Below are 15581 nucleotides of genomic sequence, written 5' to 3' on the forward strand. Positions count from 1 at the left end.
CGAGGTCGAGCCGGCACACAGGATTATCGGAACACTATGGGACTGGGCGATCACATCCGCCAGCAACTCGCCGCGAAGGCGTTGATGCGGCAACTGGAACGCGTCTCCGAAGCGGCGCAGACGCCGGGCGCGCCGCTCGCCGCGACGGGTGCACGCGCGGCTCAGGACGCCGAGCGCGCCGCGCTGTGCAGCTTCGAGACGATGCCGGGTTATCAGCAGGTCGAAATATTGCGGCAGATGGGCGAGAAGCTGCAGGTGCAGTCACCGTTCTTTCGCGTGCATGAAGGGATTGCCGGCGCGACGACGCGCATCGGCGGCGCCGAGTATCTGAACTACGCGAACTACAACTACCTCGGGCTGGCCGGCGATCCGCACGTCGGCGCGCGGGCGAAAGAAGCGATCGACCGCTACGGCACGTCGGCGTCGGCGAGCCGGATGGTGGCCGGCGAACGGCCGGTGCAGCGCGAACTGGAGACGGCGCTCGCGTCGTTCTACGAGGTCGACGATTGCGTCGTGTTCGTGAGCGGTCACGCGACCAACGTGACGGTGATCGGCTCGCTGTTCGGTCCCGGCGATCTGATCGTGCACGACTCGCTCGCGCACAACAGCATCGTGCAGGGCGCGCAGTTGAGCGGCGCGAAGCGCCTGAGCTTCGCGCACAACGACTGGCAGGCGCTCGATGCGCTGCTCGCGCGTGTGCGGCACGACTACCGGCGTGTGCTGATCGCGATCGAAGGCTTGTACAGCATGGATGGCGATATTCCCGATCTCACGCAGTTCGTCGATATCAAGCGCCGGCATGCGGCGTTTCTTATGGTCGACGAAGCGCACTCGCTCGGCGTGCTGGGTGAGCGGGGCAAGGGCGTTCGCGAGCATTGCGGCGTCGCGAGCGGGGATGTCGACATCTGGATGGGCACGCTCAGCAAGACCCTGGCCGGTTGCGGCGGTTTTATCGCCGGCTCGCAGGCGTTGATCGATATTCTGCGGCATCTCGCGCCGGGGTTCCTGTATAGCGTGGGCCTCGCGCCGGCACTCGCGGCGGCGTCGCTGGCCGCGCTCGAATGCCTGATCGCCGAGCCCGAACGGGTGGCGCTGCTGCGCGCACGCGGCAAACAGTTTCTCGACGAAGCGCGCGCGGCGGGCCTCGATACCGGCAAGAGCGCGGGCTATGCGGTCGTGCCGATCATCACCGGCAGCACGCTAAAGGCGGCGCAATGGGCCAACGCGATGTTCGCGGACGGCATCAACGTGCAGCCGATTTTCTATCCGGCAGTCGAAGAGAAGGCGGCGCGTCTGCGGTTTTTCATCTGCTCGACGCACGAGCCGGAGCAGATCAGCCGGACCATTGCGGCGCTCAAGCGCCTGCCTCGCTAACGAGAACGTAAAGAGAAGACATGTCATGTACGCCGTTGAACCCGCGCGCGCCGAAGCGCTCCGTCGTGACCCCGAGCCGCGCCCGTTGCGCTTTCGCCCCGCGAGAGCGGAAGATGCCGAGGCTTGCGCGCCGCTGATTTTCGCATCGGGCGTGCGGGAGTTCGGCTTCTTTCTCGGTGAACCGGTCGACTGGTGCATCGAGTTTCTGGTGTTCGCGTTCGCGTCGAAATTCGGGCGCTTCTCGTATCGGCGTCACCGGGTTGCGGTTACTGGTGTCAATCAGGTGGCGGCGGTGCTCGCGGTGCACGACGGCCGCAGCACGTGGTTCGACGATCCGCATATCGCGCTGATGCTGCTGCTGTTTTTCGGCGTGCGCCGCACGATTCGTATGTTGTTGCGCGGGCTCGTGCTGGAGAGCGAATTGCCGGCGCCGAAGTCGTCGCAAACGCTGATCGCCCATTGCGCGACGCGCGAGACGATGCGCGGCACCGGGGTGTTCAGTGCGCTGTTCACGAACGCATTGCATGCGGGCTCGATGGATGGCGACGGTGGCCGGCAGATCGTACTGGATGTGCTGGTGAGCAATACGCGTGCATACGATCTGTATCGACGCTTGGGGTTTGTCGAATTGCCGCGCCATGGCCCGGTCTCGCCGCGTTTGCCGCGCGAGCTCGAATCGGTGCGGATGGGGTTTGTGGGAAGGGGTTGAGAGGCTCCGTTCGACGCGCGGCATTGACGGCGCGATGCAATTAACTCAAGAAAAAACCTAAAAAGGAATGAAGACCATGCAAATCTATCCAGTGATTCTTTGCGGCGGCAGCGGCACCCGGCTGTGGCCGATGTCGCGCGGTGGATACCCGAAGCAATATCTGAAGCTGACCGGGGAAAACACCCTGGTTCAGCAAACCGCGCTGCGCCTGCGCGGAATTCCCGACATCGCCGCGCCGATCGTCGTCACCAACAACGAGCAGCGCTTTCTGGTGGCCGAACAGTTGCGCCAGGTCGACGTGGCGTCGTCGGCGATCGTGCTTGAACCAGCCAGCCGCAATACGGCCCCGGCGATTGCCGTGGCCGCGCTGTTGGCGATGCGCGATGCGCCGGATGCGTTGCTTCTGGTGTTGCCGTCCGATCATGTGATCGCTGGCGAAGCCGCCTTCGTCAAAGCGGCCGAGGCCGCCGCGCAGATCGCCAGAGACGGCTACCTGGTCACCTTCGGGATTGCGCCGACCGAGCCGCATACGGGCTACGGCTACATCCGTGCCGGGGCACCGCTGGTCGACGGCGCACAGACGTTCGCAGTCGACTCGTTCGTCGAGAAGCCGGATGCCGATACCGCCCAACGGTTTATCGAAGAGGGCCGCTACTACTGGAACAGTGGCATGTTCATGCTGAAGGCTTCCACTTACATGGAAGAACTGCGCCGCCATGAGCCGGAAATCGCGCTGCAGGCCGAGCTTTCGCTGAACGCCGCGCAGCGCGACCATGACTTCGTGCGCCTCGACGCGCAAGCCTTCTGCGCGTGCCCGAACATTTCCGTCGACCATGCGGTGATGGAGAAGACGAAGCGCGCCGCCGTGGTGGCGGTATCGGATCTCGGCTGGAACGACATCGGCTCCTGGACTGCGCTCGCCGACATCGCCGGGCGCGATGCGCAAGACAACGCATTGATTGGCGACGTGCTCACCGATGCGGTGACGAATTCGTACATTCGCGCTGAACACCGGTTGGTGGCGGCAATCGGTCTGGACAACGTCGTGATCGTCGAGACCGCCGACGCCGTGCTCGTCGCGCATCGCGATCAGGCGCAGGACGTCAAGAAGATCGTTGCCCAATTGAATGAAATGGGCCGCCACGAATCCGTCACTCACCGCCGCGTGGTGCGACCGTGGGGCTCGTATGAAGGCATCGACAGCGGTGATCGCTTCCAGGTCAAGCGCATCGTCGTGAGTCCGGGTGCGCAACTGAGCTTGCAGATGCATCATCATCGCGCTGAACACTGGATCGTCGTGAAGGGCACCGCACTCGTCACCAACGGCGACAAGGAAATCATCCTGACCGAGAATCAGTCGACGTATATCCCGCTGGGGATTACACATCGGTTGCTGAACCCGGGCAAGATTCCGCTGGAGTTGATCGAGGTACAGTCAGGCGCCTATCTTGGCGAGGACGATATTGTTCGTTTCGAAGACACCTATGGGCGTGTAGCCAAGGCGTAATGGCGCGCGCCGTGCGATGACGCGTGCAAAGCAGGCAACCCGGCCATGTCGTGCGAGACATGAGCGGGGCCTGCTTCGCTGTTTCGCATGTCGATGCGCTCCGCCTACAGCGGCACCACATGCCCCGGCTGCAAAGGCAGGTTCCTGTAGGGCATGATGGTCGGTCCGCAACCGATATGAATTGGCGGAAGATCGCCCCAGCCGCGTCGGATCAAAGCCGGCATCGTTGTGCCGGGATTCTCCACGGGTATTTCGGGCGTCACCTTGGCGATGCCGCCGCGCACGGATTGAGACGCCGCACGGTCGAGCGCGTCGGACCGGGACAGGTCATTGAGGATCAGGGTGGTCATGGTGGATCTCCGACAAGGTTGGATGGGCAATGAGCCCGGACATGGCCGCGCTCAAGCGTTCCAGTCGCACACACCATGCCATGCAGCGCAAAGCGGCACACGCGCGTCATCTTACGCAGGCTCGTGCGCGAAAAGTGACCGCTACGAACCAACTGGCGACGCGCCGGTGTCGTTGCGCCGCCGACATTTCTGCAAGGGCAGGGATAAAGATCGCGGAACCGGCAAGCATACCTCACCGGCTCGCGCCCCACCGCTCAAAGGCTGTGCGCACACCCCCTCGCGCGAAGCTCGAAAGCTCAGTCCTTATACCCGTCGCTCAGCGTTTTCATGAACGCGATGATGTCCTGAATATCCTGATCGGTCATCGCGGGCTGGTCGCCGAACTTGCGATCGAGCGGCGCGTCAGTGGCATCGACGTTGGCGTGATACTGCGGCGGCAGATCGTTGTACTTTTGCACCTTGCCCGACGCATCGCGAGGATAGATCTTCTCGGGCGCCGTATTGCGCAGGTTGTAGAAGTCCATCACCTGCTTGAGGTCGTGATACACGCCGTTATGGAAGAACACCTTGCGCCCGGCGACATTGCGCAACGTCGGCGTCAGGAACATCCCGCAGTACTGCGTCTGCTTCGCGAGGTCGTCGCGCCATGGACCGCACACGCCCATATCGAAGTACTTCGGATCCTTGTTGGCCGGAATCGCCGGATTGCGCGGCACGCCGAGCGCCTCATACTGCGTGTCGGTGAAGACCGGCGGCAGGCCGTCGCGGCTCGGCTGGCTCAAATGGCAGCCCGCGCAATTCGCCTTGTCCTTGTCGTTGAACAACTGCAAGCCGTGCAACTCGGCATGCGTCAGTCGCGCCTTGCCTTCGAGCCAGTAGTCGTACTTGCTGGTGAACGCATGGAACGATGGGTCCTCGATCTGATAGCGGCCGACCGCGAACATCGCTTCCGAAACCAGCAGGCTCGGATTGCTGACGATCGACGGGCCGAAGATCTGCTTGAACTGATCCAGGTACTTCGTTTGCAGCAGCTTGCGCGCGACGTCTTCTTCGGTCGCGTTGGCCATCTCGACCGGATTCGTCAGCGGCCCGAGCGCCTGGATCTGCAGCGTGTCGGCGCGGCCGTCCCAGAACAGTCCGCCTTGCGGCACCATCGCCGGAGTGGCGGGCGCGGCGAGCGCGGTCTTCTGCGCGCGTTGCATGCCGGCGGCCTGCGTGGCCAGTTGCGTCATATCGACCGGCACGTCGGTATCGCCCTGATCCGGACCGATGCTGAACGGCGCCTGGCGATACAGATACGCGAGCGACGGCGGCGGCCGGTAACCGGCCTGAGTCAGATGCGCGCCGCCGGGCTGGACCGGGAACGCATTATCCGGCGCGTACGAATGCTGCGGCGAGTGACACGACGCGCACGACTGCTGGCCCGAAGCCGACAGCGTCGGGTCGAAGAAAATCTGTTTGCCGAGTAACGCAACCGCGCTCAACGGCGCGGTTTGCGGGCGCATCAAATGCACCGGATTAGGATTCGCGCCGGTGATGTCCTCGACGATCGCGCCGACCGCGGGCGGCATCCGCTCCGGGTACACGAGCGCGTAAGCACACAGGACGGCCACCGCGAGCACGATGCCGGCCGCGCTCCACGCAAGCAGCCTGAGCCACGAGCGGCGTGTGATGACGGGGCCCGGCTCGCCGCCCGCGGGCAGAGGCGGCCGCATGACGGCGTCTGAAGGATGATTCATGGCGTTGACAGGTAGTTCGATCGGATCCGGTAAACAGGAAAATCGAGCCAGCACGTTTGCACTGGCTCGATCCCAACTACAGTTCGTCGCGTCTCGCGCTCGTGCTCACGCGCGCTCCGGGTCGCGATGCAGGCCGACGGCGGCTGCATCGCGCAAGGGCCAGGCCGGAGAGCAGAGCGCTCGCCACGGCGGCCGGTCAGATGGCCGGCGCTGCCGACAGCTTGATGCCCAGGTTCTGATCCAGATACAGCGGCGGATTGTTGCCGGAGCCCGAGAAGTTGAACATGTTCATGATGCTGCCAGCGCTCGCGTCGAACGAACCGTTGCCCAGGCGTTGACCGCCGAGCCAGTTGTCCTCGATGAACTTCACGACGGACGCCTGGGTGATCGGCGTATCGTCGACGAAGTTGACCTTCGCCCACGGCGACACCACGATAAACGGCGTGCGCGTACCCGGGCCGCAACGGCCGTTCACCGCGCCGCCGTTCACGCCTTGCGGCTGCACTGCGCCCGCTGCCGTGCACTGGCCCGCCGCGCTCAGGTTGTCGCTGCCCGCCACCGTCTTGCCGCCGGCCGATTGCGCCGTGGTGGAGTCGAACGACGAGCTCGTCGGCGCCTTGTAGCGATGGTCGTACCAGCCGTCCGAATCGTCGTACGCGATGATCACGGCGGTGTTCTTCCAGTCAGGCTGTTGCTGCAGGAAGTTGATCACCTTCGTGACGAACGCCTGTTCATCGATCGGGTCCGAGTTGCCCGGGTGGGCGTCGCCGACTGCCGTCGCCTTCAGGAAGCTCACCGACGGGTAGTTGCCCGCCTTCACCGCGGTGAAGAAGTCGTCGGTGTCGTACTGGTGGTGAACCGGCGTTGCGGTGTTGTCGAGCGGATCGGTCGCGCCGATCACCGCCACCGACGACGGCCGCGTGTGCGCGAAGTTGGCCGTGCTCGGGTAGTACTGGAACCACGCGTGATGCTGCACGTAGTCGGCCTTGGTCGCGTTCAGCACTTGCGAGAAGGTCGAGCGTGCGCAACCGGTCGTGCCGTTCGCGTTGACGGTCTGCAGATTGAAGCCGCCCATGAAGCCGCCCCACGTGAGGCCCTTCGCGTTGAGCAGATCGCCGATGTTCTTGTTGTTCGACGACATCAGGCCCGTCACCGTGCTGCCTGCCGCGGTCGTGCAGACGTCGCCGGTCGGGTCGAGGTCGCCGACCATCGTGAAGCTGCCTGCCGAGTCAGGAATCGCGTTGACCGAGGTTCCGCCTGTCACGACCACGCCGTTGTTCTGACCGGACACCACTTCGAGCGCGCCCGGCGTCGACGGACCATACGTGTCCGTGTACGCGTTCTGGTTCATCGCGAAGTTCTGCGCGTAGTTCCACAATGCCGTGACCGTGTTGCCGTCGAAGTAGCCGAGCACCTGGCCCTTCGTCGCAAACGCGCCGGTGCTGCCGGCGATGGTCGAGCCCGATGCCGTGAACAACGGGAACGAGTCCATCGCGCCGTTGTTGTACGCGAGCTGTTCGGCCGCGTACGCGTGGTTCTGGCTCGACGTATTGGCTTGCGCGCGGTCCAGGCGGAACGGCAGCAGGTCGGCGGCCGGCAGGCCGAGACCCGCGATCGCCACGCTGCCGACCGTGCGGCCCGCCGTGTTCGGCGAGGTGGCCAGCGCATTCGGGTTCGCCGCGATCAGGTTGTTGCTGCTGAGGTTGTTGACCGTCGGCGTGCCCGATGCCGCGGTGAATTGCGGTTCGCCGACCGGATTGGAGGCTTGCGGGTAGGTCGCGAAGTAGTGGTCGAACGAGACGTTCTCGCCGAAGATCACCACCACGTGCTTGATCGGCGTAGCCGTCGCGACGGCGTCCTGTGCCGACACCGCGGCAGTCGGCGTCGACGCGCCCGACGACGTGGCCGCCGGCGAGCTCACGCTATTGCTGCCGCATGCGGCGAGCGTCAGCAGCGCGGCAAACGGAATGGGTAAGAGGGTTCTACGGAACATTTATCTGGCTCCAGATTCGACTTCGCCGGTCAGCGTTTCCATCGACAAACGTTTGGAAGTTCGCTGGGGGATATTTTTAGAATACTGCTTGTGGTGTTACCGCTTAAAACTGCGCGCATTGGACCATTCGATGATTAAGATTTCGGGGCGCGAGCATTACGTTGGCTCTCGATCGCCATTCAGTTGCGTAACCATTGCTATCGTTATGCTGACATCCGGTCTGTCATGAGAGGCGTTCCTGCCGTCACGCATCGCGTATCGCCGCACGTTTTTCCCATACCGTTTGCCGTTTTATTTGCAACGCAAAATTACAGCGACGGATTTCTCGCGCTGCCGCGTTCAAGAAGAAACGGAGCCGCTTCGGGCTCCGCCTCTTATGGGAGAAACCAACATGACATCGACCCGACCGGTCCGCCTTCCTGGTTCCATGCTTGCCGCCGCGCTGTGCTGCGCCGTCACGCTGAGCGCTTCGCCCGCGTTCGCGCAGGTCGTGACCGTCGCGCCGCTGGCGCCACCGCCGCCGCGAGTGGAGGTCGTGCCCGCTCCGCGTGCCGGCTATGCGTGGGATCAAGGCCGCTGGCGTTGGGAGCACGGCCGTTACGTGTGGGTGCCGGGACACTGGCAACCGGTGCGCGTCGGCTATCACTGGGTACCCGGTCACTGGGCGCAGCGTGGGCCGAACTGGCGCTGGATCGAAGGGCATTGGGCGTGAGTGGAGCGTGCTGCGACGCTTGACGACGACGCGCTGTTGCGTTCCCCGCATCTTCCAGCCAGGCAGGTTGCTATGAAATTACTCGTGATGATTTTGCTGGCGGCATCGCTCGCTGGCTGTGTGGTCTACCCGGCACGGCCGGCCTACTATCGGCCCGCGGTCGTCGTATATTGATCGCGACAGGAGCAACGCGCGACACGCTGCGATTCATCGTTCGAGCGTGCTGTTCGACGCGGTGCGTGTGCAACGATCTATCTGTTGAAGGTGAAGCCGGCAGTGAACTGCATCGGAAGGAGCGGGGGCAAGTGAATCACGTTCGTCGTGTGAGGCGATCCGCTGGGCGCGCCGGATTCGAGCGTGCATGGGTCTCATGGCGATGGCTCGAACCACAGTGCCCACGGCCATCCACGCGCCGCAACGAATCCGCGCCCAGGAGCGCCATGCCTTGAGCCCGAGCGAACGCGATCCCGACGCCGAGTTGCTCGAACAGATCGGCCGGCAAGATCCGGCCGCCGTCCGCTCGCTCGTCGCGCGCAAACTGCCGCGTCTGCTCGCGCTCGCGATGCGCATGCTCGGCGATCGTATGGAAGCAGAAGACGTCGCGCAGGAAGTGTTCGTGCGGATCTGGAAACAGGCGTCGCGTTGGCACGAAGGCGACGCGAAATTCGACACCTGGGTGCATCGCGTCGCGCTCAATCTCTGCTACGACCGCTTGCGCGGCCGGCGCGAAGACTTGCGCGACGAACTGCCCGACGAGGTCGATCCTGCCGCGCTGCCCGACGCGCGCCTCGAAGCGCGTGCCCAGCACGAACGGGTCCGCGCGGCGCTCGCCGCGTTGCCGGCGCGGCAACGCGAGGCGCTGGTGCTCAGCTACTACCAGGAGATGTCGAACCTCGACGCCGCCGCCCTGATGGGCATCACGGTCGATGCGTTGGAAAGTCTGCTGGCTCGCGCGCGCCGCAATCTGCGCGCTCAACTGGCCGGCAGCGGCCTTAGCAAGGACAAGTCATGACGCCCGAAAGGTTTAATCAGATCGTCGAAGCCTACGGCGCCGATCCGCGTCGCTGGCCGGCACAGGAGCGTGCGGCGGCGCAGACATGGGCGCAGTTGCATCGCGCCGAAGCCGACGCCGTGCTGAGCGACGCGGCCGGCATCGACGCGTGGCTTGCCGCCGACAAAATCGATCCGCCGGGCGCGGCTTTGCAGCAGCGCATCGTCGAGCGCGCGCCGCTGCGGCAGCCGGTGGATCGTTCCGGCCGGCGGCGGCTGTGGTGGTCGGGCGCGGCGGTCGCCGGGGTCGGGTTGCTGGGCGGCGTGGCCGGCGCGTTCGCGGTGTCGTTCTTCGTGCTGACGGAGAGCGTGCCGCCGGTACACGAGTCCTCTTATCTAACTTCGAGCTTCGGTGGAACAGCCGCCGATTGGAGCGGCGAATGAACGGCCGGTCGTGGAAATTCGTGCTGGTGGCGTCGCTAGTGCTCAACGTGTTTTTGATCGGCGCGATCGTCGGTGGTGCTTATCAATGGTTCGCGGCGCGCAGCGCAAACGCGCCGCTGCTTGCGCAGCAGCGCACGGCGCTGCGCTTCGCGGCGCAGACGCTGCCCGCTGAGCGGCAGGAAGCCTTTATCGACGGTCTGAAGAATGCGCGCCGCGAGGGACGGCAGTTTGCGCGCGATGGCCGCGAAGGGCGCCGCGAGGTGTTGCGTCTGCTGGCGGCGCCACAGTTCGATCGCGCGGCATTGGATGCCGCGCTGGCCCGCACGCGCGCGGCCGACAGCAGCCTGCGCGCGCAGGTGGAAGGCAGCGTGGCGGATTTCGCGGCGACCTTGTCGCCCGAGGAGCGCATCCGGTTCGCCGATAGCCTGAAGTTGAGCGGACAGTGGCGTGAACCACAGCCAGCGGCGAATGCGCGGAATCAGCCGAACCCGGCGAACCCGGCGAACCCGGCGTCGGGCGAAGCTACGGGCGATTGAAAAAGACCGACGCCGGCGACGGATTGTCGAGTGACGGCCGTTTAACGAATATCCAATGCAGCAGAGGGTGGTATGGCCAACTCACCGAACCTGAATGCCGCGGCGATTGCGCTGAACCGCTTCGGCCTCGGCGCGCGTGCCGACGACACGCCGCCCGTCGATCCGAAGGGCTGGCTGCTCGCGCAGTTCGAGCAGTATCAGCCGCGCCCGGCGGCGTGGGCAAGCCAGCCTGACGCGGTGGCGTTGTCGACCGAACTGGCGCAGCAGCGCATGCAGATCAATCAGCAGGCGCGGCAGAATCCGGGCGAGGGTGCGGGCGCCAATCAGGCGGGCGCGCGGATCACGGCGCCGGGCAGTGCTCAAACGAACGTTCAAACCGACGCTCAACCAGGCCTTCAGGCGAACCAGCAAACCAACCCGCAAACCAGCGCCCAAGCTCCCGCTCAAGCCAATAGCCAAATCGCCAAACAGGCCGAACGAAAAGCCCTGCGTGGCGAAATACTCGACATGTACCGGGCGTCGGTGAACGCGCGCGTGACAAGCGCACTGACCACGCCGACGCCCTACATCGAACGGCTCGTGCATTTCTGGGCCAACCACTTCGCGGTTTCCACCGAGAAGCCCGGTGTCGCCGCGCTGGCGGGTTCGTTCGAAGCGGAAGCGATCCGCCCGCACGTGCTCGGCCGCTTTGAAGACATGCTGGTGGCGGTCGAACGTCATCCGGCCATGCAGCTGTTTCTCGATCAGACCCGTTCGGTCGGACCGGACAGCATGGCGGCGCTGCGCGCGGCGCAACGCAACCCGGAGCGCAAGCGCGGTCTGAACGAGAACCTGGCGCGCGAGATCATGGAGTTGCACACGCTCGGCGTGCGCAGCGGTTATAGCCAGGACGACGTCACCGAATTCGCGCGCGCGCTGACCGGCTGGAGTCTCGCCGGCAATGCGGGCAATGCGGGCAACCTCGGCAATCCTGGCAACGCGAACCGCCGCGGCCTTCAGCAGAACGCCGCGCCCGGCACCTTCGTGTTTCGCGCGGCGCTGCACGAGCCCGGTTCGCGAACCATCATGGGACGCCGCTACGACCAGCCCGGCGAAGAGCAGGCGCTCGCGATCCTGCACGACCTCGCGAGCGCGCCGGCGACCGCGCAGCATATCGGCGTCAAGCTGGCCCGTCACTTTGTCGCCGACAATCCGCCGCCCAGTGTGAGCGAGCATCTCGCGAGCGCGTTCGAGCGCAGCGGCGGCGATCTGCCGACCGTGTACCGCACGTTGCTCGACACGCCGCAAGCGTGGTCGCCGACAGCGGTGAAGTTTAAAACGCCGTGGGAGTGGACCATTTCTTCGATGCGCGGACTCGGCTGGCAGGACCTCGGCAATCTGCAGAGCGCGCCGATCCTCACGCAGCTCGGCCAGCCGGTGTGGCGCCCGGGCTCGCCCGCCGGTTACGACGACATCGCCGCGAGCTGGGCCGCGCCCGATGCGCTGGTGCGTCGTGTCGAGGTGGCGCAGCGTTTCGCCGCGCGGGTCGGCGACCGGCTCGACGCTCGCGCGCTCGGCCAGACCTTGCTGGCCGGATCGCTCAGCGCGCCGACGGCCAGTGCGGTATCGCGCGCGGAAAGCGCGTCGACCGCGATCGCGCTGTTGCTGGTCTCGCCGGATTTTCAACGGAGATGAATGCCATGCTGTCACGCCGCCAGTTTCTGAGCGTCGCCGCTGCCGCTGCCGGTGCGGGTATGGGCGCGCTGCTCGTGTCGCCGCGCATCGCGTTCGCGAGCGTCGCCACCGAGCGCCGTTTCGTGTTCGTGATCCAGCGCGGTGCCGCCGATGGTTTGAACATCGTCGTGCCGTACGCCGAACCCGCGTACGCGACACTGCGCGGCGCGCTCGCGATCGATACGTCGAACGCGCCCAGGCTCGACGGCACCTTCGCGCTGCATCCGGCGCTGGCGCAAACCGCCGCAATGTATGCGAACCATCAGGCGCTGTTCGTGCACGCGGTGGCGTCGCCGTATCGCGACCGCTCGCACTTCGACGGGCAGAACGTGCTGGAAACCGGCGGCGCGTCGCCGTATCAGTTCAAGGACGGCTGGCTCAACCGGCTCGTCGCGCAGTTGCCCGCCACGCGGGAGAACGCGATCGCGTTCGCGCCGACCGTGCCGATGGCGCTGCGCGGCCCGGCGGCGGTGACCTCGTATGCGCCTTCGGCGTTGCCGCAGGCGCCCGACGATCTGCTCGCGCGGGTCTCGCAACTCTACGAGCAGGACGCGCAATTGCGCCCGCTGTGGGAATCGGCGATGACGGCGCGCGGGCTTGCGGGTGACGCCGGTGCGCGTCAGGATCCGGCGAGCCTCGGCAAGCTCGCCGCCGGCTTTCTGTCACGCGACGACGGTCCGCGGATCGCGATGATAGAAACCGGCGGCTGGGACACGCACAGTGCGCAGAACGCGCGCCTTGCCAATCAGTTGAAGGCGCTCGACACGATGCTCGCGGCGTTGCGCGACGGCATGGGCCCGTTGTGGAGCAGGACCACGGTGCTGGTGGCGACGGAGTTCGGCAGGACTGCTGCTGCGAACGGCACGGGCGGCACCGATCATGGCACCGGCTCGGTGGCGATGGTGCTGGGCGGTTCGGTGCAAGGCGGGCGCGTGATCGCCGATTGGCCTGGTCTTGCGCCGCGCGAGCTTTATGAAGCGCGCGATCTGAAGCCGACTACTTCGCTCGATGCATTGATCGCAGGCACGGCGAGTGAGAGTCTTGGGCTCGATCCTCAGCGTACGGCGGCGGCGCTATTTGGGCAGGCGGGGGCGGTGCGGCCGTTGACGGGAGTTGTGCGGGTGTAATCGCGGCTGAAGCTCGCCCAACGTACGCATGCGATCTCATCACCGAAGCGCAGGTTCTCCTACCCGGCCGACGCAGCAGCAAGCGCACCCGCTTCAACCGCATGCGTCGCGTGCACCGAGCGCTCACCAACCCGATGATATCGGCGCCCGTAGTAAATCAGCGCGTCCCCAGCGGCATGCGTATGCGCGGCCTTCACCGCGCAGAAAAAGACCGTATGCGTGCCGACTTCCGTCACCGATTCGATCTCGCAGTCGAGCGACGGCGAGGCGAGTCCTACCGCGACGGTGCTCGGGCGTTTGTCGGGGGCATTCGGGCTGACCTTGTCGACCTTGCTGGCGCTCGCCGAACAGACCGGCGAGCGGCTCGTGCGCCGTGCGGACCAGGCGCTCTGGCAGGACCCCGAAACGGGCTATACGCGGCGGCGGATTTCACCGCCTACCGGCGGCGTGCTGGAGTTGCTCGAGATCGAGCTGCCCGTGGGCGTGAAGGTGCCTTACCCGTCCGATGCTTTTGTGTTTCAGCATCAGCAGATCTGGGTCACGCAAGGAGTGTTGACGTTTCGGGAGGGCAGCCAGACTTACCGGCTCGAAGCGGGGGATTGTCTGCAACTCGGCGCACCGGTCGAGTGTGAGTTCCTCAATGCGGGCGACGAGGTCTGCTGCTATGTTGTCGGCCTCGTTCGACGCTGAGGATTCCAAATACCAGGACAAACGAGGACAACGGGCGGCACCCCACGCGCGCGGTTCGCGGCTAGCGGCGCCATCCGTCGTCATTCGACCAGGCTTTGGGCGTTCAACCTCAACCGCCTCCGCCTCCGCCCTGCACGCCAAGGGTGAGCCGGTTGGTCACCGACGTCACGCCGGGAACCCCTTTTGCCACGTCCGCCGCCTGCTGGATCTGTCCTCCGACGGGCACCGATCCAGTGAGTGTCACCGCGCCGCCGCGCGCGCGGACAAACACGTTCGACACGTTAAAACCCGGTGTTTTCGCCAAAGCCCGCCGCACAGTCCGACCTAGCGCGCGGTCCGCCTGCTTCGTCGACTTTGCGCCGGTAGCCGGCGCCGCCATTTCGCCCGATGCCATCGCGGCGCTGGCCTGGGCATAGGCGCTAGATGCGGTTGCCACACACAATGCAATACCGAGCGCCTTCAAAAGATTGACTGTTTTCACGTTTTCTCCATCCTCGATAGGTTGATGTCGCTGAGCTGCATGCAAAAAACCGCGCGCTGGGGAGCATGTGCTGGCTCACGAGGAGCGCCTGTCTTGTAGAAGAGTGCCGCTGGCGCGCTCCCGGCGCGCTTAAACAATACTCCAGCCAACGCGCTCATGCTGGAAAAACTGGTGTGGGTGTTGCGTCGCGTAACACGTGCGTGGTCGCGGGCTTCACTCGTCAACAGTCCACACTAAATGTGTTCGACGAATCAGACTATAATTCCGCGGCCCGGATCAGCCTCGATCCGAGGTCACGGTTTGTCCTTCAGATGCAGCCGTTTCGCGGGAGCGCGTTCCGTTTTGAGCAAAACCCATCACAGCCCGGCCGACGATCCGATCGGCAGCCCGAGCGTCGACGCTGGATCGGCGCGCGCGCCTGTCCTCGCAACCCGAACGGCGCACGAAGCGCACAAGGACGACCGCCACTTCGTCACGGCGCTCGCCCGCGGGCTCGAAGTGCTGGCCTGTTTTCGCTCCGGCGACAAATCGCTGAGCAACCAGGAACTGGCGTTGCGTTGCCGGCTGCCCAAATCGACGGTCTCGCGCCTGACTCACACGCTGACGCTGCTCGGCTATCTGATCCATCTGAAAGAGAGCGGCAAGTACCGGCTCGGCACGGCGTCGCTCGCGCTCGGCAGCGCGATGCTGGCACGCCTCGACGTGCGCAAGATCGCGCGGCCGGTGATGCAGGAACTCGCCGACATCTCCGGCGCCACGGTTTCGCTAGGCACGCGCGACCGGCTCTCGATGATCTACGTGGAAAATTGCCGGGGCTCGGTGGCGCTCACATTGACGCTGGAAGTCGGCTCGCGCATTCCGGTCGCGACCTCCGCGATCGGCCGCGCGTGGCTCGCGGCGATCCCCGAACACGAGCGCCTCAGCTTCATGGAGCAGGTGCGCGAGCTTGATCACGTCGCGTGGCCCAAGACGCGGCGCGGCATCGAGCAGGCGCTCGACGACTACCGCACGCTCGGCGTGACGACTTCGTTCGGCGACTGGCAGAAAGACGTGAACGGCATTGCGCGCGCGTTTCAGCCAGGCGGTGAATTGCCGATCATGGCGATCAACGTGGGCGGCCCGTCGTTCAAACTCTCGAAGGAATTCCTGCTCGACGAAGTGCGGCCACGCCTGATCGACGTGGTGACGCAACTCGAAATCGCGCTATCGCATTGAG

The 15581-nt window shown here is 65.2% G+C and carries 15 protein-coding genes and 1 pseudogene; 11 read left to right on the forward strand and 5 right to left on the reverse strand.

The window, feature by feature from the left end; genetic code table 11:
* Window positions 1–36 precede the first annotated feature (36 nt).
* The 3 genes from HV744_RS14330 to HV744_RS14340 all read left to right on the forward strand — a co-directional run bounded on the left by HV744_RS14330 (window position 37) and on the right by HV744_RS14340 (window position 3590).
* Window positions 37–1374 (forward strand): aminotransferase class I/II-fold pyridoxal phosphate-dependent enzyme, encoded by a 1338-nt coding sequence (locus tag HV744_RS14330; protein ID WP_175150143.1) that lies wholly within the window; start codon window positions 37–39, stop codon window positions 1372–1374.
* A 25-nt stretch (window positions 1375–1399) separates the two neighbouring features.
* Window positions 1400–2083, forward strand: coding sequence for a GNAT family N-acetyltransferase (locus HV744_RS14335; RefSeq protein ID WP_175150144.1), 684 nt, complete (start codon window positions 1400–1402; stop codon window positions 2081–2083).
* A gap of 76 nt (window positions 2084–2159) precedes the next feature.
* Entirely contained in the window at window positions 2160–3590 is a 1431-nt protein-coding gene (locus HV744_RS14340) for a mannose-1-phosphate guanylyltransferase/mannose-6-phosphate isomerase (protein WP_175150145.1), read from the forward strand.
* Window positions 3591–3694: 104 nt separating this feature from the next.
* On the opposite strand, the gene HV744_RS14345 is transcribed toward HV744_RS14340, so the two are convergent.
* From HV744_RS14345 to HV744_RS14355, 3 genes are all read right to left on the reverse strand, one after another.
* Window positions 3695–3940 carry a hypothetical protein gene (locus HV744_RS14345; RefSeq protein WP_175150146.1) on the reverse strand — a complete coding sequence of 82 codons (246 nt, stop codon included), beginning with the start codon at window positions 3938–3940 and terminating at the stop codon, window positions 3695–3697.
* Between the two features lie 296 nt (window positions 3941–4236).
* The gene (locus HV744_RS14350) at window positions 4237–5679 is read right to left on the reverse strand and encodes a cytochrome-c peroxidase (protein ID WP_175150147.1); all 1443 of its coding nucleotides are present in this window, start codon (window positions 5677–5679) and stop codon (window positions 4237–4239) included.
* A 196-nt stretch (window positions 5680–5875) separates the two neighbouring features.
* On the reverse strand, window positions 5876–7672 hold the full coding sequence (locus tag HV744_RS14355; RefSeq protein ID WP_175150148.1) for a phospholipase C: 1797 nt from the start codon (window positions 7670–7672) through the stop codon (window positions 5876–5878).
* A 391-nt stretch (window positions 7673–8063) separates the two neighbouring features.
* Here HV744_RS14355 and HV744_RS14360 point away from each other — a divergent pair, with 391 nt between their 5' ends.
* The 6 genes from HV744_RS14360 to HV744_RS14385 all read left to right on the forward strand — a co-directional run bounded on the left by HV744_RS14360 (window position 8064) and on the right by HV744_RS14385 (window position 13194).
* Window positions 8064–8384, forward strand: a complete 321-nt coding sequence (locus tag HV744_RS14360) for a YXWGXW repeat-containing protein (protein ID WP_175150149.1) — start codon at window positions 8064–8066, stop codon at window positions 8382–8384.
* A gap of 376 nt (window positions 8385–8760) precedes the next feature.
* Window positions 8761–9396, forward strand: coding sequence for an RNA polymerase sigma factor (locus HV744_RS14365; protein WP_281363646.1), 636 nt, complete (start codon window positions 8761–8763; stop codon window positions 9394–9396).
* Window positions 9393–9818, forward strand: coding sequence for a hypothetical protein (locus HV744_RS14370; protein WP_175150150.1), 426 nt, complete (start codon window positions 9393–9395; stop codon window positions 9816–9818). Before HV744_RS14365 ends, HV744_RS14370 begins: the two co-directional genes overlap by 4 nt.
* Complete coding sequence (locus HV744_RS14375) at window positions 9815–10354, forward strand: periplasmic heavy metal sensor (protein ID WP_175150151.1); 540 nt, start codon at window positions 9815–9817, stop codon at window positions 10352–10354. Before HV744_RS14370 ends, HV744_RS14375 begins: the two co-directional genes overlap by 4 nt.
* A 72-nt stretch (window positions 10355–10426) precedes the next feature.
* A complete protein-coding gene (locus HV744_RS14380) occupies window positions 10427–12028 on the forward strand; it encodes a DUF1800 domain-containing protein (protein ID WP_175150152.1) in 1602 nt (533 codons plus the stop codon).
* A 5-nt stretch (window positions 12029–12033) separates the two neighbouring features.
* Window positions 12034–13194 carry a DUF1501 domain-containing protein gene (locus HV744_RS14385; RefSeq protein WP_175150153.1) on the forward strand — a complete coding sequence of 387 codons (1161 nt, stop codon included), beginning with the start codon at window positions 12034–12036 and terminating at the stop codon, window positions 13192–13194.
* A 59-nt stretch (window positions 13195–13253) separates the two neighbouring features.
* On the opposite strand, the pseudogene HV744_RS14390 reads toward HV744_RS14385, so the two are convergent.
* Window positions 13254–13469: pseudogene (locus HV744_RS14390) on the reverse strand (flavin reductase family protein); the annotation flags it as partial.
* Between HV744_RS14390 and HV744_RS14395 the strand changes: the two are divergent.
* Complete coding sequence (locus HV744_RS14395) at window positions 13414–13884, forward strand: cupin domain-containing protein (protein ID WP_175150154.1); 471 nt, start codon at window positions 13414–13416, stop codon at window positions 13882–13884. The pseudogene HV744_RS14390 and the gene HV744_RS14395 overlap by 56 nt on opposite strands.
* 109 nt (window positions 13885–13993) lie before the next feature.
* Here HV744_RS14395 and HV744_RS14400 read toward each other — a convergent pair whose 3' ends face one another.
* On the reverse strand, window positions 13994–14365 hold the full coding sequence (locus HV744_RS14400) for a BON domain-containing protein (protein WP_175150155.1): 372 nt from the start codon (window positions 14363–14365) through the stop codon (window positions 13994–13996).
* Window positions 14366–14743: 378 nt separating this feature from the next.
* Between HV744_RS14400 and HV744_RS14405 the strand changes: the two genes are divergently transcribed.
* Window positions 14744–15580 carry an IclR family transcriptional regulator gene (locus tag HV744_RS14405; RefSeq protein ID WP_425497722.1) on the forward strand — a complete coding sequence of 279 codons (837 nt, stop codon included), beginning with the start codon at window positions 14744–14746 and terminating at the stop codon, window positions 15578–15580.
* Window position 15581 lies beyond the last annotated feature (1 nt).

It is taken from the genome of Paraburkholderia ultramafica (assembly GCF_902859915.1).
In the GTDB taxonomy this organism is placed as follows: Bacteria; Pseudomonadota; Gammaproteobacteria; order Burkholderiales; family Burkholderiaceae; genus Paraburkholderia; species Paraburkholderia ultramafica.